The 18,062-nt window shown below is 71.3% G+C and carries 19 protein-coding genes, 1 tRNA gene and 1 pseudogene; 8 read left to right on the top strand and 13 right to left on the bottom strand.

Translation table 11 applies throughout. The features are described 5' to 3' along the window. Position 1: 1 nt before the first annotated feature. On the top strand, positions 2-586 hold the full coding sequence (gene pspAB / locus ACQP09_RS20725) for a PspA-associated protein PspAB (protein WP_433401823.1): 585 nt from the start codon (positions 2-4) through the stop codon (positions 584-586). Between the two features lie 67 nt (positions 587-653). Here pspAB and ACQP09_RS20720 read toward each other — a convergent pair whose 3' ends face one another. The 5 genes from ACQP09_RS20720 to fepB form a co-directional block, all read right to left on the bottom strand. Beyond that, positions 654-1,067 carry a Zn-ribbon domain-containing OB-fold protein gene (locus tag ACQP09_RS20720; protein WP_433401821.1) on the bottom strand — a complete coding sequence of 138 codons (414 nt, stop codon included), beginning with the start codon at positions 1,065-1,067 and terminating at the stop codon, positions 654-656. Next, the gene (locus tag ACQP09_RS20715) at positions 1,064-1,516 is read right to left on the bottom strand and encodes a DoxX family protein (RefSeq protein WP_326704174.1); all 453 of its coding nucleotides are present in this window, start codon (positions 1,514-1,516) and stop codon (positions 1,064-1,066) included. Before ACQP09_RS20715 ends, ACQP09_RS20720 begins: the two co-directional genes overlap by 4 nt. A 79-nt stretch (positions 1,517-1,595) precedes the next feature. Further along, complete coding sequence (locus tag ACQP09_RS20710; RefSeq protein ID WP_433406686.1) at positions 1,596-2,603, bottom strand: FecCD family ABC transporter permease; 1,008 nt, start codon at positions 2,601-2,603, stop codon at positions 1,596-1,598. A gap of 17 nt (positions 2,604-2,620) precedes the next feature. After that, positions 2,621-3,649 carry a FecCD family ABC transporter permease gene (locus tag ACQP09_RS20705; protein WP_433401819.1) on the bottom strand — a complete coding sequence of 343 codons (1,029 nt, stop codon included), beginning with the start codon at positions 3,647-3,649 and terminating at the stop codon, positions 2,621-2,623. A gap of 49 nt (positions 3,650-3,698) precedes the next feature. Next, complete coding sequence (gene fepB, locus ACQP09_RS20700; protein ID WP_433401817.1) at positions 3,699-4,712, bottom strand: Fe2+-enterobactin ABC transporter substrate-binding protein; 1,014 nt, start codon at positions 4,710-4,712, stop codon at positions 3,699-3,701. Positions 4,713-4,938: 226 nt separating this feature from the next. Between fepB and ACQP09_RS20695 the strand changes: the two genes are divergently transcribed. The 4 genes from ACQP09_RS20695 to ACQP09_RS20680 all read left to right on the top strand — a co-directional run bounded on the left by ACQP09_RS20695 (position 4,939) and on the right by ACQP09_RS20680 (position 9,174). Beyond that, a complete protein-coding gene (locus ACQP09_RS20695) occupies positions 4,939-6,132 on the top strand; it encodes a flavin-containing monooxygenase (protein WP_433401815.1) in 1,194 nt (397 codons plus the stop codon). Positions 6,133-6,379: 247 nt separating this feature from the next. Continuing rightward, positions 6,380-7,249 (top strand): calcium-binding protein, encoded by an 870-nt coding sequence (locus tag ACQP09_RS20690; protein WP_433401813.1) that lies wholly within the window; start codon positions 6,380-6,382, stop codon positions 7,247-7,249. Between the two features lie 366 nt (positions 7,250-7,615). Next, complete coding sequence (locus ACQP09_RS20685; RefSeq protein ID WP_433401811.1) at positions 7,616-8,476, top strand: DUF5707 domain-containing protein; 861 nt, start codon at positions 7,616-7,618, stop codon at positions 8,474-8,476. A gap of 524 nt (positions 8,477-9,000) precedes the next feature. Continuing rightward, entirely contained in the window at positions 9,001-9,174 is a 174-nt protein-coding gene (locus tag ACQP09_RS20680) for a hypothetical protein (protein WP_433401809.1), read from the top strand. Positions 9,175-9,458: 284 nt separating this feature from the next. On the opposite strand, the gene ACQP09_RS20675 is transcribed toward ACQP09_RS20680, so the two are convergent. The 4 genes and pseudogenes from ACQP09_RS20675 to ACQP09_RS20660 form a co-directional block, all read right to left on the bottom strand. After that, positions 9,459-10,451: an ALF repeat-containing protein gene (locus ACQP09_RS20675; RefSeq protein WP_433401807.1), complete on the bottom strand. Its 993-nt coding sequence runs from the start codon at positions 10,449-10,451 to the stop codon at positions 9,459-9,461. Continuing rightward, positions 10,433-10,639 (bottom strand): hypothetical protein, encoded by a 207-nt coding sequence (locus ACQP09_RS20670; protein ID WP_433401805.1) that lies wholly within the window; start codon positions 10,637-10,639, stop codon positions 10,433-10,435. The genes ACQP09_RS20675 and ACQP09_RS20670 overlap by 19 nt, the downstream gene beginning before the upstream one ends. A 93-nt stretch (positions 10,640-10,732) precedes the next feature. Then, positions 10,733-10,956 (bottom strand): annotated as a pseudogene (locus ACQP09_RS20665) (transposase); the annotation flags it as partial. Between the two features lie 759 nt (positions 10,957-11,715). After that, positions 11,716-12,045, bottom strand: a complete 330-nt coding sequence (locus tag ACQP09_RS20660; protein WP_433401804.1) for a winged helix-turn-helix transcriptional regulator — start codon at positions 12,043-12,045, stop codon at positions 11,716-11,718. A 194-nt stretch (positions 12,046-12,239) separates the two neighbouring features. On the opposite strand from ACQP09_RS20660, the gene ACQP09_RS20655 reads away from it, so the two are divergent. Further along, positions 12,240-12,866, top strand: coding sequence for an NAD(P)-binding domain-containing protein (locus ACQP09_RS20655; protein WP_433401802.1), 627 nt, complete (start codon positions 12,240-12,242; stop codon positions 12,864-12,866). A 46-nt stretch (positions 12,867-12,912) separates the two neighbouring features. On the opposite strand, the gene ACQP09_RS20650 is transcribed toward ACQP09_RS20655, so the two are convergent. Beyond that, entirely contained in the window at positions 12,913-13,770 is an 858-nt protein-coding gene (locus ACQP09_RS20650; RefSeq protein WP_433401800.1) for an NAD(P)H-binding protein, read from the bottom strand. 123 nt (positions 13,771-13,893) lie between these two features. Here ACQP09_RS20650 and ACQP09_RS20645 point away from each other — a divergent pair, with 123 nt between their 5' ends. Next, positions 13,894-14,826, top strand: coding sequence for an AraC family transcriptional regulator (locus ACQP09_RS20645; protein ID WP_433401798.1), 933 nt, complete (start codon positions 13,894-13,896; stop codon positions 14,824-14,826). 40 nt (positions 14,827-14,866) lie between these two features. On the opposite strand, the gene ACQP09_RS20640 is transcribed toward ACQP09_RS20645, so the two are convergent. Continuing rightward, on the bottom strand, positions 14,867-16,024 hold the full coding sequence (locus ACQP09_RS20640) for an NAD(P)-dependent oxidoreductase (protein ID WP_433401796.1): 1,158 nt from the start codon (positions 16,022-16,024) through the stop codon (positions 14,867-14,869). A 156-nt stretch (positions 16,025-16,180) separates the two neighbouring features. On the opposite strand from ACQP09_RS20640, the gene ACQP09_RS20635 reads away from it, so the two are divergent. Next, positions 16,181-16,654, top strand: coding sequence for a MarR family transcriptional regulator (locus tag ACQP09_RS20635; protein ID WP_433401794.1), 474 nt, complete (start codon positions 16,181-16,183; stop codon positions 16,652-16,654). Between the two features lie 12 nt (positions 16,655-16,666). Here ACQP09_RS20635 and ACQP09_RS20630 read toward each other — a convergent pair whose 3' ends face one another. Continuing rightward, positions 16,667-17,494: an NAD(P)H-binding protein gene (locus ACQP09_RS20630; protein WP_433406685.1), complete on the bottom strand. Its 828-nt coding sequence runs from the start codon at positions 17,492-17,494 to the stop codon at positions 16,667-16,669. Positions 17,495-17,844: 350 nt separating this feature from the next. Continuing rightward, positions 17,845-17,918 (bottom strand) — tRNA-Met (locus tag ACQP09_RS20625). Positions 17,919-18,062: the final 144 nt, after the last annotated feature.

The following is an 18,062-nucleotide window of genomic DNA, read 5'->3' as shown; positions in this document are numbered from 1 at the left end:
CGTGGGCCTGCTCGACGCCATCCTCGGCCGCAGCAAACCCGTCCGCCCCGACCTCGACCAGCTCTTCGCCGTCCCCTCCGCCGCCCTCACCCTCCAGGCCGCCACCGGCTTCACGCCGACCGGCCTGGGCTCGGTCTGCTTCGCGGGCGTGGAGGGCGGCGGTTTCGCGCGCCTCCAGGAGGACGTACGGGAGCTGCTCGACGCGGACACCGAGCGCGGCGGCATCCCGGTGGAGTTCAGCCGGGACCCGTACGGCTACACCTGGCTCCTCGCCACCCACCCGGCCGACGACACGGCGGGCCTGGTCAACGACCTGCACGCGGTGAACACCCTGCTCCAGGACGGCGGCTTCGGCCCGCACCTGCTCTGCTCACTGATCGGCTTCCGGGACACGGAGGGGCGTGCGCTGGCGCTCGTCTACCTCTACAAGCGCGGCACGTTCTACCCGTTCGCCCCGCTCCCCGGCGGTGCCGAGAAGCGGGACAACCAGCTGGAGCTCCAGGTGCGGGGCGCCCTCGGCGACGACCTGCGGGTGGAGAAGGACCTGTCGCGGTGGTTCCCGGTGTGGGGCGCGCCGGGGCTGTGAGCTGCTGCATGGGCTGGTGATGGCCCAGCTGGCTCCAGCGGCCCACGAGGAGTGACTCCGGTGGACCTCAGCCTGCGGGCCGGAAGACCGGTACCGCCTCTCGGAACGTGACCGTCAGCCCCATCCCTATGCGGAGGTCGGCGTGCGTGCACTCCACGACCTCCGTCATCATCCGCGGCCCCTCGGCGAGGTCGACGACGGCGGCGACGTACGGGACCCGGTCCCCGAACGGCGGCAGGTCGTTGCGGTGGACGACGGACCACGTGTACAGGGTCGCCCGACCGCTGGCGCGCTCCCACCCCACGTCCTCGCTCCAGCAGTACGGGCAGAACTCGCGCGGGTAGTGATGCGCCCGGCCGCACCCGCCGCACCGCCGGATCAGCAGCCGCCCCTCCCCCGCCGCGTCCCAGTACGGCCGGGTGAAGGCGTCCGGCTCCGGGAGGTCGAAGCGCGGGGCCGCCGCTGCCCGGTCCGCGCTCACAGGAACAGCCCGAACGCCGCGTCCAGCGACCACGTCTGCCAGGCCATCGCGAACAGGGCCACCAGCGAGATCAGGGCCATCATCGCGTTCTGCCCCTGCTCGGCCCAGTCGTGGATCATCAGGACCAGGTAGAGCAGGTTGAGGAGGAGACCGGCGACCAGGGCTATCGGGGTCAGGAAGCCCGTCACCAGGCCCAGGCCCAGCGCCAGTTCGGCGTAGACGACGACGTACGCGATCAGCTTCGGGCGTGGCTCGACGACCCGCCGGAAGCCGGTACGCACCACACCCCACCGGTGCTTGCCCGCAACGTCCGCCGCCCAGGCGATCCCCGTCCCCCGCTCGAACCAGCCCTTCCGGTCCTTGTGCCGCCAGCTCTCCAGCCACCACAGGCCGAGGCCTATACGGAGGACGGCGAGCCATTCCGCACCGCTGAGCCAGATCGTCTGCATCGGCCCTCCAACCACTTGTTTCTGACGGTACGTCAGTTCAGCGGATGTGGGCCGACCGCGCAAGAGGTCTGCACAGTCCTCAGCGCCGCTGCCCGCGCCCCAGCAGCCACGCCAGGTAGACACCGCCCAGCGCGCCCGTCACCACACCCACCGGCAGCGGGCCCGCCGTCGGCAGCGTGATCGCCACCAGGTCGGAGGCGGAGAGCAGGAGAGCGCCCATCGCGGCGGCGGGCAGCAGCCCCGTTCCCGTACCGCGGCTGAGGCGGCGGGCCAACTGCGGTGCGCAGAGCGCCACGAACACGATGGGGCCGGCCACCGAGACCGCCACCGCGCTGAGCCCGACCGCGACCAGGAGGACGAGTACGCGGGTGCGGCCCGCGTCGACCCCCAGGCCGCCCGCCGCCTCGTCGCCCATCTCCAGCAGGTCCAGGCGGCGGACCAGCGGGAGAGCGAGCAGGAGCAGGGCCGCCAGCGCGAGGAGAGCCGGGAGGATCTGGTGGCGTTCGGTGGAGCCGAGGCTGCCGATCAGCCAGAGTTGGGCCGACTGGGCGTGGTCCAGGGCGGCTCGCGTGAGCAGGTACGCGTTGACCGAGGTCAGCAGCGAACCGACCGCGATCCCGGCGAGGATGAGCCGGTTGCCCCGGAACGAGCCGCGTCGGGCCAGGAGTTGGACGATCACCGCCGTGGCCAGACCGCCTCCGGCCGCGCCCACCGCCACGTACGCCGGGTTCCCGTGCAGCAGGACCAGCAACGCACCCGTCGCCGCACCGGAGTTGAAGCCGACGATGTCCGGGCTGCCGAGCGGGTTGCGGGAGAGCTGCTGGAACAGCGCTCCGGCCGCGCCGAGTGCCGCGCCCACGACGAGACCGAGCGCCACGCGGGGCAGCCGCAGTTCCAGGACCACGAACGCGGCCTGCTCCGAGCCCGCGCCGAACAGGGCGGCGAGCACCTCGGCGGGCGGTACGAGACCGTCCCGGGTGAGTGCGAGGGCGCCGCCGGCCGCCGCGAGGAGTGCCAGGAGGAGGGTGACGGCGAGGGGGCGGGGGCGTACGCGGAGGGAGAAGGCCCGGCTGCCGCGTACGGTCATGGGCTTGCCGAGAACGGTCACGCCGCCACCGCCTTCCGCGAGGCCGACCGGTTGCGGCCGATCAGCCAGATCAGCACCGGCGCTCCCACGAACGCCGTCACGATGCCCACCTGGATCTCGGCCGGCCGCGCGATGACCCGGCCCACGATGTCCGCGACGAGCAGCAGGCCCGCGCCGATGAGGACCGCGTACGGCATCAGGCGGCGGTGGTCCGGGCCGGTGAGCAGGCGGGCCACGTGCGGGGCGACCAGGCCGATGAAGCCGACCGGGCCGATCGCGGCCGTCGCGGCGCCGCTGAGGAGCACCGTGGCGAGCGTGCCGAGCAGCCGTACGCGTCCCGGCGCGACGCCCAGCGCCCGGCCGGCCTCGTCGCCGAGCGCGAACGCGTTCAGGGCCGGCGCGACGGTGAGCGCCAGCACCGCACCGGCCAGCAGGAACGGCAACACCTCCCACAGCACCGGGAGTTCGCGGCCGGAGAGGGTGCCGACGGACCACATCCGCAAGGTCCCGTACGCGTCCGCGTCCAGCACCCCGAGGCCACTGACCACCGCCCCGAGCACGGCGGTGACGGCGACTCCCGCCAGCACGAGCCCTTCCGGAGTCCCGCGCCCCGCTCCCCGGCCGCCGAGCAGATACACGACCACCACCGCGACCGCCGCTCCGAGCAGCGCCCACCAGACGACGGCCTGGAGCGAGCGCGTACCGAGCAGAACGGTCGCAGCGACGACGGCGCAGGCGGCGCCGGTGTTGACGCCCAGGATGCCGGGATCGGCCAGCGGGTTACGGGACATGCCCTGCATCACCGCACCGGCCAGGCCCAACGCCGCCCCGGCCGCCACGGCGAGGAGCGTGCGCGGCACCCGGACCTCGCGGACGAGCGAGGCGTGCGGCGCGTCCGGGTCGAACAGTGCGGCCAGCACCTCGGCCGGGGGCACGGGCTGCGCGCCCACGGCGAGGCCGCCGGCCACGGCGAGGGCCAGGAGGACCAGCCCCGCCGTGAGCCCGGCGGCGTACCGCACGCGTACGGCGGGTTTCTTACGGATCACAGCGCTTGAGGTTCACGGTGCTCATGGTTCACGTCGTTCCCGGCCACCGTCAGCCGAAGGCCTTCTCGATCTTGTCGATCAGGTTGCCCGCGCTGTAGTAGTCCAGCCGGAAGGTGTCGAGGCCGAGGCCGTAGACGCGCTTGTCCTTGACGGCGGCCAGCTCCTTCCAGACCGGGCGCGCGGTGGCGGCGGTGATCTCCTCGGGCGTGTGGCTGACGAAGAGGAGCGAGCTGTCCTTCGCGGTGTCGGCCACCTTCTCCTGGCTGAACTCGGCGAAGTCCGAACGGCCGCCCTGCGTCTGGCCCTTGCCGGCCGGCGGTTCCAGGACGGTGAAGCCGAGCGAGGTGAGCAGCCGGCCCTGGGCGGACTCGGGGGTGAAGACGGTCATCGCGGACTGGTTGTCGCGGACCAGCGCGGCGGACTGGGTGGGCACGGTGATGGCGGCCTTGACCTCGCCGACCCGCTTGTCGTGGGCGGCGACGACCTCGGTCGCGCGCTTCTCCAGGCCGAGGTCCTTGCCGAGACGGGCGGTGAGGTCCTGCCAGGAGACGTCGTCGTGGCGGTAGAGGAGGGTCGGCGCGACGACGGAGAGCTTGTCGTAGAACTTCTCGGCGTTCTCCGCGCCGGAGGAGGCGCCGACGATGAGGTCCGGCTTCAGCGCGAGGACTTTCTCCACGTCGGGCTCGAAGCCCTGGTAGGCGACCTTGACGCTGTTCTTGGCGGCCGCGTCGGACCACTGGGTGAAGAAGCCCTGCTTGTCGGTGATGACCGAGGGCGGGGTGGCCTGGGAGGCGATGACCGGGGCGTCGAGGGCCAGCAGGTGGCCGGTCATGGTGACGCTGACCGAGACGATGCGCTTCGGCTGGGCCGGGACCTTCTCGGCCGTACCGGCGTCGTGCTTGACGGAGCGGGTGGCCGAGGCGGCCTTGTCACCGCTCTTGTCGCTCTTGGCGCTCGCGTCGGCCGTACCGCCTCCGCCGCCACCACAGGCGGTGAGCGCGAGGAGTCCGGCGACGGCGAGCGCCGCGCCCTTGAACCGAGTCCGGACCTGTCTGCCGTTCATGTACGTCCCACCCCTTCGACCGCCCGGCGGGCTCGCGGCACCGCACCGCGCGAGGGCCCCCCGATGGTCACCTCACATCAACCGAAGCAAGGTTAGCCTTACCTTAGATGGGGCGAGGGGAGCGAAGGGTGCGCAACCGCCACATCACGCCCCTCGTGATCAATTCGCAATCGATTCCCACCTTGACCGAGACCCATCAACAGAGCGGGCGATTACGCTCCGAACCATGCCCAACAGCCCGTCCCCCACCGGCAGTACCGACGCCGTCGCGCTCACCGACCGTACGGACGACCGTCCCGTCTACGTCATCGGCGGCGGCCCCGGCGGCCTCGCCACCGCAGCCGCGCTCCGCGACCGTGGCGTACGGGCGGTGGTCCTGGAGAAGGCGGACCGGGTCGGCGCCTCCTGGCGCGGCCACTACGACCGGCTGCACCTGCACACCACCCGGCGGTGGTCGGCGCTGCCGGGGCTGAAGATGCCGCGCAAGTTCGGGCGGTGGGTCGGCCGAGACGACGTGGTGCGGTACCTGGAGAAGTACACCGAGCACCACGAGCTGGAGGTGGTGACGGGCGTCGAGGTGACCCGGATCGACCCGGCTCCCGACGGTTCCGGCGACTGGCAGCTGACCGCCACCGGCGGCCGGGTCCTGCGGGCCCGCGCGGTCGTCGTCGCGACCGGCTTCAACCACACCCCGCGCATACCGGAGTGGCCGGGCCGCGACACGTTCACCGGCGAGCTGCTGCACGCGGCGGAGTACCGGAACCCGGCCCCGTACGCCGACAAGGACGTCCTGGTGGTCGGCATCGGCAACACGGGGGCCGAGATCGCGGCGGACCTGGCGGAAGGCGGCGCCTCGCGGGTGCGGATCGCGGTGCGTACGGCTCCGCACATCGTGCGCCGCTCCACGGCGGGCTGGCCCGCGCAGGCGACCGGCATCCTGGTCCGCCGGCTGCCGGTGTGGCTGGTGGACCGGGCGGGGTCCGTGATGGCGCGGATCGCCGTACCGGACCTGTCGACGAAGGGGCTGCCGCGGCCGGAGTCGGGCCTGTACTCGCGGGTGCGGGAGGGTGCGATTCCGGTGCAGGACGTCGGCCTGATCGACGCGGTGAAGAGCGGCACGGTGGTCCCGGTGGCGACCGTCGCCTCCTTCGAGAAGGACGCGGTGGTCCTGGCCGACGGCACCCGCCTCACCCCGGACACGGTCATCGCGGCGACCGGCTACACCCGGGCCCTGGAGCCGCTGCTCGGCCACCTGGACGTGCTGGACACACGGGGCCGCCCGCTCGTCCACGGCGCCCGCACACCGAAGCAGGCGCCGGGCCTCTACTTCACCGGCTTCACCAACCCGATCAGCGGGATGCTCCGCGAGATGGCCCTGGACGCGCGGAAGATCGCGAAGAGGGTCGCGCGGGCGCACTGAGACGCCGTTCTCAAGCTGTGAATCGGACGCGGGCATGGGGGCGACGGTCGCGTTCCGGAGGCGTCACCGCGTGACGTCTCCGGATGGCGCTGCGGGTCACCCTGATGCAGAAACAGGTTCCGACCTGGCCGGACTGCGCGTACAACCATCGCCCCAATTCGTGTGTCCATTCTAGTGAGTCACTCGGCTCGTGGATCATTCGGGTCCCGCGGGGCCCTGCCCCGGGGCCCCCTTTTGTTGGGGACACATGCGAATTCGTGCCACGGTGGCCGGCGTTTCCGGTGCCATCGTTCTTTCCGCTCTCGCCGTACCGGCCGCGCAGGCCGATGACGGGCGTTCCTGGACCCTGGAGCCCGGTTTCAAGGCCGTCCTCCCCACGGTCGGGGACACGTCGAAGCAGGCGTCCGACGAGACCGCGACGAGCGATGACCCCAAGATCATCTCGTCTGTTGTCAACGCGGGGAAGCCGATCGTGATCGGCACCAAGGTCAAGAAGACGGTCTCCTTCTCCGCCACAGCGACCGCCGGCGCCTTCTTCGGCGGTGTCAGGGATGTTGCTACGTTCATCTGGGTCGGCGGGTCCATCGATGACGAGGACACCTTCGGCTTCCGCCCCGACGCAAAGTCGATCACCTGCAAGGCTGTCGACGCGGTCACCACGACCTGCAACGGCACCATCACTCTTGACCCGGCACAGATGATCAACTCTCACGCCACCTCGTGGCACGTCGGCGCTTACGCCATGACCGGGCATACCGACGAATTCGTGGAGTTCTCGGCCTCCAGGGTCCGTGTCCAGAGCTTCTCGCAGCTGACGGTGAACGCCTCCCCGGAACCGGTGAAGAAGGGCAAGATCATCACGATCACCGGAAAGCTGACCCGCGCGAACTGGGACACCGGCACGTACAAGGGCTACGTCAACCAGTCCGTACAGCTCCAGTTCAAGAAGAAGGGCGCCAAGAGCTACACGACCGTCAGGACGGTCAAGACCGGCTCGAACGGCATCCTGAAGACCACCGTCAAGGCCACGGTCGACGGCGCATGGCGCTACAGCTTCGCCGGCAAGTCGAACACCGCAGCCGTCTCCTCCGCGGGCGACTACGTCGACGTGAAGTAGAACCACCAGGCCAACGCGGCAGGACACCGTCCCCGCCGAGGCCGCTGAGGCCGCCGCCGCCTGGAGTTCCACAGACACCGGCGTCGGCGGCGCTTCCGTTCGTGGAACGGTCACCACGACCGCTCCACGAACGACCAAGCACAGCTCCCCTTCCGAACCCACCGCGCCCGAAATCAGGCCTCGACTCGTCCGCCCGCACGGCCATCCGCGAGCCCCAGGGCAGCGGCACCCCCGGGTTTCGACCTGACCAGCCTGTGCGTACAACCATCGGCCGCATTCGTGTGTCTGTTCTAGTGAGCCAGTCGGCTCGTGGATCATCCGGGTCCCGCGGGGCCCTGCCCCGGGGCCCCCTCTCGTTGGGGACACATGCGAATTCGTGCCACGGTGGCCGCCGTTTCCGGTGCCATCGTTCTTTCCGCTCTCGCTGTACCGGCCGCGCAGGCCGATGACGGGCGTTCCTGGACCCTGGAGCCCGGCTTCACCGCCGTCCAGCCCAAGGTCGGGGAGAAGTCGAAGCAGGCGTTCGGCGCGACCGCGAAGGCCGCCGCCCCGAGGATCACCTCGGCGGTCGTCAACGCGGGTAAGCCGATCGTGATCGGCACCAAGGTCAAGAAGACGGTCTCCTTCTCCGCCACGGCCACCGCCGACGCCGGCGTCGGCGGCGTCGCCGCGTTCATCTGGACCGGCAAGTCCATCGACGACAAGGACAGCTTCGGCTACGGCCCCAACGCCAAGTCGATCTCCTGCAAGGTCGTCAGCGCGACCACCACGACCTGCAAGGGCACCATCACCCTTGACCCGACGGAGATGATCAACTCCGACGCCACCACCTGGCGCGTCGGCGCTTCGGCCGTGACCGACGAGGGCGACGAGTTCCAGGCCTACGCGGTCTCCAGGGTCGGCGTCCAGAGCTTCTCGCAGCTGACGGTGAACGCCTCCCCGGAACCGGTGAAGAAGGGCAAGATCATCACGATCACCGGAAAGCTGACCCGCGCGAACTGGGACACCGGCACGTACAAGGGCTACGTCAACCAGTCCGTGCAGCTCCAGTTCAAGAAGAAGGGCGCCAAGAGCTACACGACCGTCAGGACGGTCAAGACCGGCTCGAACGGCATCCTGAAGACCACCGTCAAGGCCACGGTCGACGGCGCATGGCGCTACAGCTTCGCCGGCAAGTCGAACACCGCAGCCGTCTCCTCCGCGGGCGACTACGTCGACGTGAAGTAGAACCACCAGGCCAACGCGGCAGGGCACCGTCCCCGCCGAGGCCGCTGAGGCCGCCGCCGCCTGGAGTCTCGTAGACGCCGGGTCGGCGGCGCTTCCGTTCGTGGAACGGTCACCGCGACCGTTCCACGAACGACCAAGCACAGCTCCCCTTCCGGACTCACCACGCGTGACCTGGGAATTCGCGGATCGAAAGCAGCTTCTGAGCTAGTTCCTTAACCTCCGCCCCTACTCTGACACTCCCTAAATCGGGGTGACCATGGCGAGCTGGCTCAACACACTGGTTCGATGCGGCGCGATGATGAGCAGCCTGTGTCCGGTGACAACGTCCGTGAGGGTGTCGTTCGCGTCGGGGACACCGTTCGCCGTCCGGCCGGACCATGAACTCCCGCTGTGCATGCCCTCCTTGCGACCTGGCCCCCTGGAACCTCGTGGCCGAGACGAGACGCGGTGGGCCTTCATCGACTGGGACGGCGCAGGTCCCGGCTCGCGCCTGTGGGATGTCGCCTACGCCGCACGAGCAAACGATGATCACGACGAGCGCGGGTCTCGCCTACGTCGCCGACTTCGGCGCCTACCGCGAGACGGCCGGCACCCTCGGCATGGCCTGCAGGGCTGCGGGCGGCGGCCTGACCTGCGCGGAGCGGGAGGAACAGTTACCGGAGGCCGAGTTCGTGGAGACGTGCCCGGCCGGCCCGTGAGCGGCGCCGACAGGTAAGCGGCCCGAGGCCGGCCACATGCGTGCGCCGTTGACGTCGTCAACGGTGTCCACTGGTCTCCTCGGACTGGAAGCGCGCCCTGCACACCCACTTCACCGCCGCCAACCTCATTCCCGAAGGGGACCTGGCCGTACGTACCCGCCAGGGCGTCAGCCTGCTCGCCGGCGCCCTGCGCACGCTGCGCCCCGTACGGCGCCGCAGGAAGACGCAGTGGGGCCGACCGTGTCGTGACACGGTCGGCCCTTGTGCGGTGGGGGTGCGGGCGGTCAGTTGCCGGAGGCCTGGCGGCGCATCCGGGCGGCGAGCAGCAAGCCCGCGCCGCCGATGAGCGCGGCGCCCGCGCCTCCCGCGATCATGGGCGTGTCGCCCGCGCCGGTGGAGGCCAGCTGAGTGCCGCTGCCGCTCTGCGGGGTCATGGCTGTGTTGCCGGTGCCTGTTCCCGTGTTTTTCTCGTCGTCGTTCCCGGCACCAGCACCGGCATCGTCCTGGTCTGTCCGACCGTCGCTCTTGTCGTCGCCCTTGTCGTCGCTACTGTCGTCGTTCTTGCCGTCGTTCTTGTCCTTCTCCTGCTGGGCCTTTTCGTCCTTCTTCCGGGCCTCGTGCTGGCCGGTGAGCAGGAACGCGGCACGGTCGGCGGGGGTACCCGCCAGAGCGGCGCGGCCGGCCTTGACGAGCTCGGGGCCGCCCCCGTCGATGATCTGGGCGATCTCTACGCGGTTGTCCTGGTCCCGCAACTCGTGCTGCGTCACCTCCAGGAAATGGCGCAGCTCGGCCGGGGTCGGGGAGCCGTTCAGAAGCTTGCTGATTGCTTCGCTGAGGATGGGGCCGTCCCAGCCCTCGTCGATCCGGGCGAGTTCGGCCCGGTCGTCCTCGGCCTGCGCGATGTGACGGCCCTTCTCCAGGAAGGCGATGCGGTCCGCCGGAGTGCCCAAGAGGGCCTTCTTGACGGCTTCCTTCAGCGCTGGACCGGCGGTGTTGGCCAAGCGGGCGATCTCGACCCTGTTGTCGATGTCACGGAGCTTGTGCTGGGTGACCTCGTAGAAGTGGCGGAGGTCTGCCAAGGTCCGCCCGTCGGTCTTCAGGAAGCCCTTGATTCCCTCCTCCAGGCTGGGGCCCGCAGAGTGCAGGAGCCTGATGATGGCGATCCGGTAGTCGTCGAGACGGATGCGGTGCTGGTCGGTCTCGATGAACGTGCGCATGGCCGCGGGGCCGTCGGCGATGGCCTTGTGACCGGCTTCCTTCATGTACTCGCTGGCCATCGGGTCGGCGATGATCGGAGAATGGTCTTGCGGTCCTGCTCCGCCTGGTCCTCGTCGGAGTCTGCCGCGGCCTCGCGGTCGGGGGCGGTCGGAGCCGGCGGGTTGGTGGTGGCCCCGGCGGCCTGGTTCGTGTCGGCGAACGCCGGCGACGCGAGGAGGACGGCCGGAGCCAGGGCAGCGGTGGTCACAGCTGCGGCGATCCGGGACAACTTCACGAAAAATACCCCCTGAAGGAATGGTCTTTGCGACGCAAAGACCATTCACCGCCGCCAAAGGTTGTACACGTAAGCCGTCGGCTCGGCGTCCCGGCCCTCCTGCTCTCGTAAAAGCTGCCGGAGCAGGCCGTGAGCTGCGCTTACATGCCCGCGTCGGCACATTCGGCGAAGTAGCCGTAGACGGTGTTCCAGTGCGGGAAGCCGTGCGGGAGATACCGCCACTGGACCCCGGTGCGGCCCACGTACAAGATCGCGTCCATGATGTCGCGCAGGTCATGCTCAGGCGGCCGGTTCAGAAGCTGATTTCGATCCTGGTGCGCCATGCTGGCCCCATGACGAGTAAGGGGTGGGCCGTCGCAGCCATGGCCTGGTGTGTGATGGCAGTGCTGTTCGTGGGGGTAACCGTCTGGGCGGGAGCTCTGGGACTTGTGCGGCTGGGACTAGCTGGGGAGGAAGCGCAGATACGCCTCTCACATTGCCAGCTCAAGGTCGACGGTCGCGGGGGGAGCCACAACGAGTGCGTGGGCAAGCTCGTGGACGGTGAGAGTAGCGACACTGTGAAAGTGGGATACGACGGTGAGGCGGGGGAGACCGTAGCGGCTACCAAGACACCGTTGGGGGCCTATGCGGTGATTGACACCAGTTTCACCTCATGGGGGATGGCTGCCTTGTCTCCGCTGCTTCCGCTCGTGGCTGCGGGGTTGACTGCCCACCTTGCTGTCGGCGCGGGTCGCCGATGCTTGCGACCGAGCGTGTCAAGCGCCTTGCCATGAGGATTATGGGGGTCGCACCAGTTCCCCCGCGGCTCAGCCTCGTGCGCCCCACCCTCTTCTCCTCACACCGCCATCGAGCCTGGCTGAGATCCGCCTGATCCGCCCTCTTTCGGATCTATAAGGTTCCCGCCCGTACCCCCCTCATCGGTGCCGCGTGCCCGGATGACCTTGTGGCCGCCTTAGTGGAGGACACCTACAGACTGTGCCCCGCCCCTCGCACCCGGCGCCATAGGAAAAGGCAGAGGTCAAAACTCAAGCTGAGGTCCCGCGTCGCCGCTACGGAAGGTTCTCCAGCCGCTCCATGTTGGCCTCGCCCCACTCGCCGAGCGGAGTGAGCGCCGTGATGAGCGAGCGGCCGAACTCCGTCAGCGAGTACTCCACCTTCGGCGGCACCTGCTGGTGCACCTCGCGGTGGACCACGCCACTCGCCTCCAGCTCGCGCAGTTGCAGGATCAGCATGCGCTCGCTGATCCCGGTGACCGTCCGGCGCAACTCTCCGAAGCGCAGCGGTCCCTCGTCGAGCCAGAACAGGAGCAGGCCTTTCCACTTGCCGCCCATGACATCGATGGCGGCGTCCAGTCCGCAGGTGTAATTCCGCTTCGGCATCGGCCCTCCGGGGAAGCTCGCCACTGACAGAACTGTGGGTACCCAACAGAATTGTTGGTACTTGCAGAAGATTCAGTGGCCCCGCAGCATGGAACAGGCGGCGCAGAGAGCCCACAACTCCCCTTTGCGCGACCGTCCTTCACTCCATCCCGCCGTCGCAGGAGCACTCCACGACCGAGCACCCCCGCACGCCCGTGACCGTCATCGGACTGGGCTCGATGGGCCGCGCGCTGGCCGAGGCATACGTCAGGGCCGGGCATCCGACCACGGTCTGGAACAGGACCGCGTCGAAGGCCGCGCCGCTGGTGGCGCTCGGAGCCCGGCAGGCGCGGACGGCCGACGAGGCCGTCGCGGCGAGTGGTCTGGTCATCGCCTGCCTGACCACGTTCGCGTCCACCGCCGAGGCGCTCGGGCCGGCCGCCGCGACGACCGGAGGCCGCACCTTGGTGACTTTGAACAGCGGATCACCGGCCGAGGCCCGTGCGATGGCCGAGTGGGCGTCCGCGCACGGCGCGCGCTACCTCGGCGGAGCGGTCAAGAACGTGCCGTCCGCCGTCGGCGCCGAGGACACCCTGCTGTACTACGGCGGCGACCGGCGCGTCTTCGCCGAGGAGATCGACCGGCGTGACTACGGCGACACCGCGTCCTCGGTGGACCTGTTCCTGGCCGGAGCGGCCCACGACGAGGCGTTCGCCGAGGAGGCCGGGCTGGACGTGGCGTGGCACCTGCCCTTCCACGATCTGCTGCGGCGCGCCGTCGACGCCGGTCATGGCGGCCACAGCATCTCGGCCCTGACCGAGGTGCTCAGGAGCCCGGCGTGATCCGGACGAGGTGCTCAGGAGCCCGGCGTGATCCGGACGCGACGCCCTACGCCCACACTCCGCGCGCCGCGACGCTCCGCGCCCACGGTTCCAGGTGGGCCGGAGCGCGGCCCAGGACCTGTTGGACGCCGTCGGTGACCTCGGCCGTGTGGCCTGCGCGGTGCAGGGCGAACATGGCGTTCAGCGCGTCGGCCGCCGCCTCCGGCCAGCCCTCGGCGAGGAGTTCGGCGCGGTACGCGGCCGGGGTGAGCTCCTCGTAACGGATCGGGCGGCCCGCCGCCTCGGCGATCGTGCGGGTGGCCTCGGCGAAGGTGAGTGCGCGCGGGCCCGACAGGTCGTACGCCTTGCCGTCGTGGCCGTCCTCGGTGAGGACCGCCGCCGCGACCGCCGCCACGTCCTCGGCGTCGATGAACGGTTCCGGCATGTCACCGATCGGCAGGCCGAGCCGGCCGGCGCGGAGCGGGGCCAGCCAGAGGTCCTCGTCGAAGTTCTGGAAGAAGTTGTTGGGCCGCAGGAGCGTCCACGCCGCCCCGGTCTCCTGGACCGCCGCCTCGGCGACCGCCATGCCCTGGCCGAACTCCTCGCCCGCCTTCTCGATGCCGTGGCCGGAGAGCACGACGAAGCGGCGTACGCCGGAAGCCTCGGCCTGCCGCACGAACTCCCGTACGGGAGAAGGGTCGTCGGGCGCCACGAGGTAGAGCGCGTCGGCTCCGGCGAGGGCCGGCTCCCAGGTGTCGGGCAGCGTCCAGTCGAAGCGGACCTCGCCGGAGCGGGAGGCCGGCCGGACCGTGGCCGTGCCGGAGTCGCGCAGTCGGGCCACGACCCGGCGGCCGGTCTTGCCGGTGGCGCCGAGGACCAGGACGGTGGGCCGGGTGGTGCGGTGGGTGCCGGTCTTCGCTGTCATGGGGCAACTCCATCGCGCGGCGGCCATCCGGGCCATGGGCGCCCGTCCGCCGTACATAGGTGAGCGTCCGGCCCAGGGGTACCACCGGTCCGGGCACGTGGTGTTTCTGCCTATCGTGGCGCCATGGACGTGTTCGACGAGCTGTTGCGGGGCGTGCGGGGCAAGGGTGCGGTGTTCGGGCGGTCGGTGCTGTGGCCGCCGTGGTCCCTGCGCTTCACGGACGGGGCCTACCTGACGCTGTGCCTGCCGATGCGCGGGGCCGGGTGGATCGTGCCGGAGGGCGGGGAGCCGCTGCGGCTGGCGGTCGGGGAGGCCGCGATCGTACGGGGGCCGGCGCCGTTCACCTTCACCGACGACCCGGAGAACGCGGCGAAGCCGGGCGTACGGGAGGTGCGGTGGAGCGCGGACATGGCCGCCGCGCCCGAACTGGACGGCCCCACCGTGCTGTTGGCCGCCACCTACGACGTACAGGAGCAGGTTCCTCAGCGGCTGCTCCGGGCGCTCCCGCCAGCGCTCGTCGTGCCCGACGAGGACGACTGCGGGCCGATGCGCGACTATCTGGTCGCGCAGATCGGCGGCGCGCGGCCCGGGCACCAGATCGTGCTGGACCGGCTGCTGGACTGGATGCTCGTCTGCACCCTGCGCGACTGGTTCGACCGCCCGGAGGCCGAGCCGCCCGGCTGGTACGGAGCCCTCGGCGACGAGGTCGCGGGCCCCGCGCTACGGGCGATGCACGAGGACCCGGCCCACCCCTGGACCACGGCGGAGCTGGCGGCCCGGGCCGGGGTCTCGCGGACCACGCTGGCGAAGCGGTTCACGGAGCTGGTCGGCGACGGCCCGGTGGCGTACCTGACCGAGTGGCGCATGACCCTCGCCGCCGACCTGCTGACCCGCCCGGAGCTGACGGTGGCGGCGGTGGCCCGACGGGTCGGCTACGCGGACGCCTTCGGCTTCAGCGCGGCGTTCAAGCGGCTGCGGGGCGAGAGCCCGAGCAGGTACCGCCAGGAGGCCACGGCGGCGGGGCGCGCGCCGGGGCGGGAGGCTCCGGCGGGGTGAGTGCGGGGGCGGCTCCGGCGGGGGGAGCGGGTGTCGGCCGTCAGGCCGTGACCACCGGAACGCCTTCCGGCCGTCCCGCCAGCAGCGCCGCGATGTGGTCCGCGCAGCGCAGGGCGGCGGTGGCCATGGCGGTCCTGGTCATTCCCGCGATGTGCGGGGTGAGCAGGGCGTTCGGCAGGCCGAAGAGTGGTGAGGCGAAGGCCGCGTGCTCGTGCGCGAAGGTGTCGACGGCGGCCGCCGCGAGCGGGTGCGCGGGGTCGCGCAGGGCCTCGGCGAGCGCCTGCTCGTCGACGATGCCGCCCCGCGCGGTGTTGAGCAGGATGGCTCCCGGCCGCATCAGCGCCAACGCGTCCCGCCCGATGAGCCCTCGGGTCTCCGGGGTGAGCGGCAGGTGGAGCGAGACCACGTCACTGGTGGCGAGCAGGTCGGAGAGGGTGGCGGCGGGGCGGAGGTTCGGGGTCGGTGGATCGGGCGCGGGTGCCGGGGGCCCGGGTACGGCTTCCGGTACCGGGGGCCCGGATGCGGCTTCCGGTGCCCGGCGCCGGCCGTACGTCCGCACCTCCATGCCCAGCGCTTCCGCCCGACCCGCCAGGGCCAGCCCGATGCGGCCCGGGCCGACGATGCCCAGGGTCAGCTCCGACAGCTCCGGCGGCGGCGCCACGGGCGCCCGCCACTCCCCCCGGTGCGCGGACTCGTCGTACGACCGTATGTCCCTTGTCAGCGTGAGCAGTTGGGCCAGCGCAAACTCGGCGACCGCCGCCGCGTTGGAGCCGGGCGTGTGGGTCACCGCGATCCCGTGCCGGGCGGCGGCCGCCAGGTCGACGTGGTCCGTGCCCGCGCCCGCCCGGCCGATCACGCGGAGCGGGTGGGCCAGGCCGGGCCGGGTCGCCCCGGCGAGGAACGCCGCCCGCAGCGGCACCCCGGCCCGGGACTTGACCGCGTCGTGGCCGAGCCCGTCCCGTACCGTCTCGGCGAGCAGCGCGGCCTCGTCGAAGGGGTCGAAGTCGGTGAAGTCCACCCGGCCACCCCGGCCTCCCCAATCGGCCCGACCTCCCCAGTCGGCCCGCGCCCCGGCGCGATCGGCCACCCGCCGCAGGTTCAGCGTGACGGCCAGCCCGTGCCCGAGCAGCCGCTCCAGCTCCCGGCCGAGCAGCGCACCGGGCGCCGCGTCCACCAGCAGCACACGGAACCGTTCCATCAGCCCCTCCGTCCGGTAGGCGGCCCGACCTCCGTAAGGCCTGAACACCCCCTGCGCACCCTACCGCGCACCCCCGCCCCACCACCTCCTTGACCTCAACTCAACTTGAGGTTCTACGTTCGACTCATCGGGCAACACCCGCAAGGAGCAGCCCACATGACGACGACCCCGTACCTCACCGACGCCGAACTCGCCGGTCAGCCCGCCGCCTACTGGACCGGTCTCGCCTACGAGGCACTCATCGCCTTCACCCGGGACCAGCAGGCCGAACTCGGCTTCACCCAGCCCCAGTTCTGGCTGCTGCGCAACCTGTCGGAGAACGACCTCTCGCCCGACGGCCACGGCATGACCGTCCCCGAGCTCCAGCAGGCCATGCGCACCTACATCCGGCCCGAGGACGACCTGGCGGCCGAGTCGGAGGGGCTGGTGGGGCGCGGGTGGCTCACCCGGGACGGGAGCGGGCGGCTGTGGATCACCGAGGCGGACGAGGAGGCCCGGGTCGGGCTCAAGCGGCACGCACCGGCGATCCGGGCCCGTATCCACCAGGACATCGACGACGCCGACTACGTCACCGCGCTCAAGGCGCTCCGGCAGATGATCCACAACACCGGCGGCGACCCGGACCGCTGAGGCCCGGACACCTCACCCCCAGGCCCCCTCCGCCGCCGCGTCCCGGAAGACGTCGGCAACGTCACGCGGCGGGCGGCCCAGGGCTCGGCGCACACCGTCCTTCAGCGGGGCCTCCCGGCTCGTGCGGATCGGGTCCAGGGCGGCCGTCCAGAGCTTGGCCTCCACCTCCGACATGCCCTGCGCCACCAGCCCGTCCCGGAACGCGGTCTCCTCGGCCGCGACGTAGACGGCAGGTGCGCCGCCCCGCGCCTTCGCGATCTCGTCCAGGACGTCGGCGATGCCCAGCGCGCGCGGGCCCGACAGCTCGTACGCCTCGCCGTCGTGGCCGTCCTCGGTGAGGGCCGCCACAGCAACGGCCGCGATGTCGTCCGCGTCGATGTACGCCGCCTGACCGTCGCCGACCGGGAGGGCGAGCTCGCCGTCGCGTACGGCGTCGAGGAAGACGCCCTCGGTGAAGTTCTGGATGAACCAGCCGGGCCGCAGGATCGTCCAGGCCAGGCCGGAGGAGCGTACGGCCTCCTCACCTCGCACGTGCGGGCCGTCGTCGAGGAGCGGCGAGCCGAAGTAGCCCGGCACGTCCACGCCTCGGGCCGAGAGCAGCACCAGCCGTCGCACTCCGGCGGCCACGGCCTGCTCCACGAAGGCGGGCGTCGGGGACGGCTCGGTGTCCAGCGGGACGATGTAGACGGCCTCGGCCCCTTCCAGGGCCGGCGCCCAGGTCGCCGGGTCGGTCCAGTCGAACCTGGTCTCGCCGGACCGGGAGGCCGCCCGGGCCTCCACCCCGATCTCGCGGAGGCGGGCCACCACGCGGCGGCCGGTCTTGCCGGTGCCGCCGATCACCAGAACCGGAGACGAGGACGAGGACGGGAGCGGGGACGAGGGCGAGGACGGGGACGGGGCCTGTGCGGGCGTTGCGTCTGGCGTGTGTGTCATGGCTCAAGCCTGGCCCGGGCCCCTCCGGCCCGCCATGGCTCAGCGTCCGGGAGGGATGTCCGACCGTCCGGGCCCCGAAGGGACCGCCCGGACCCCGGAGGAACCGCCCGAGCCCCGAAGGGACCGCCCGAGCCCCGGAGGAACCGCCCGAGCCCCGGAGGAACCGCCCGAGCCCCGGAGAGACCGTCCGGGTCCCGGAGGCGGAAACGCGTGAGGCCCGGATCCAGGGGATCCGGGCCTCAGACGTTTTCCATCAGTAGCGGGGACAGGATTTGAACCTGCGACCTCTGGGTTATGAGCCCAGCGAGCTACCGAGCTGCTCCACCCCGCGTCGGTGAACCCCACCCTACGCCACTTCCCGCCCGGCCGTGACCAGCGGCGACCGTCGTCCCGTACCGCCGGAAGCCTTTGCCTGCACGACCATTCCTGACGGCCCGTCAGTTCAGTAACCTGACAGAGCGTCAGCCAATCGCGC

The organism is Streptomyces sp. CA-146814 (genome assembly GCF_050942385.1).
GTDB lineage: Bacteria > Actinomycetota > Actinomycetes > Streptomycetales > Streptomycetaceae > Streptomyces.
Note: the sequence above shows the minus strand (reverse complement) of the source record. Positions and strands in the feature narration are given on the sequence as shown.

Coding starts and splice junctions, on each gene's coding strand:
- ACQP09_RS20715 (WP_326704174.1), bottom strand. CDS start 1,516: ATGCAGACGATCTGGCTCAGCGGTGCGGAATGGCTCGCCGTCCTCCGT.
- ACQP09_RS20710 (WP_433406686.1), bottom strand. CDS start 2,603: ATGACCGTACGCGGCAGCCGGGCCTTCTCCCTCCGCGTACGCCCCCGC.
- fepB (WP_433401817.1), bottom strand. CDS start 4,712: ATGAACGGCAGACAGGTCCGGACTCGGTTCAAGGGCGCGGCGCTCGCC.
- ACQP09_RS20695 (WP_433401815.1), top strand. CDS start 4,939: ATGCCCAACAGCCCGTCCCCCACCGGCAGTACCGACGCCGTCGCGCTC.
- ACQP09_RS20690 (WP_433401813.1), top strand. CDS start 6,380: ATGCGAATTCGTGCCACGGTGGCCGGCGTTTCCGGTGCCATCGTTCTT.
- ACQP09_RS20685 (WP_433401811.1), top strand. CDS start 7,616: ATGCGAATTCGTGCCACGGTGGCCGCCGTTTCCGGTGCCATCGTTCTT.
- ACQP09_RS20680 (WP_433401809.1), top strand. CDS start 9,001: ATGATCACGACGAGCGCGGGTCTCGCCTACGTCGCCGACTTCGGCGCC.
- ACQP09_RS20675 (WP_433401807.1), bottom strand. CDS start 10,451: ATGGCCAGCGAGTACATGAAGGAAGCCGGTCACAAGGCCATCGCCGAC.
- ACQP09_RS20660 (WP_433401804.1), bottom strand. CDS start 12,045: ATGCCGAAGCGGAATTACACCTGCGGACTGGACGCCGCCATCGATGTC.
- ACQP09_RS20650 (WP_433401800.1), bottom strand. CDS start 13,770: ATGACAGCGAAGACCGGCACCCACCGCACCACCCGGCCCACCGTCCTG.
- ACQP09_RS20645 (WP_433401798.1), top strand. CDS start 13,894: ATGGACGTGTTCGACGAGCTGTTGCGGGGCGTGCGGGGCAAGGGTGCG.
- ACQP09_RS20640 (WP_433401796.1), bottom strand. CDS start 16,024: ATGGAACGGTTCCGTGTGCTGCTGGTGGACGCGGCGCCCGGTGCGCTG.
- ACQP09_RS20635 (WP_433401794.1), top strand. CDS start 16,181: ATGACGACGACCCCGTACCTCACCGACGCCGAACTCGCCGGTCAGCCC.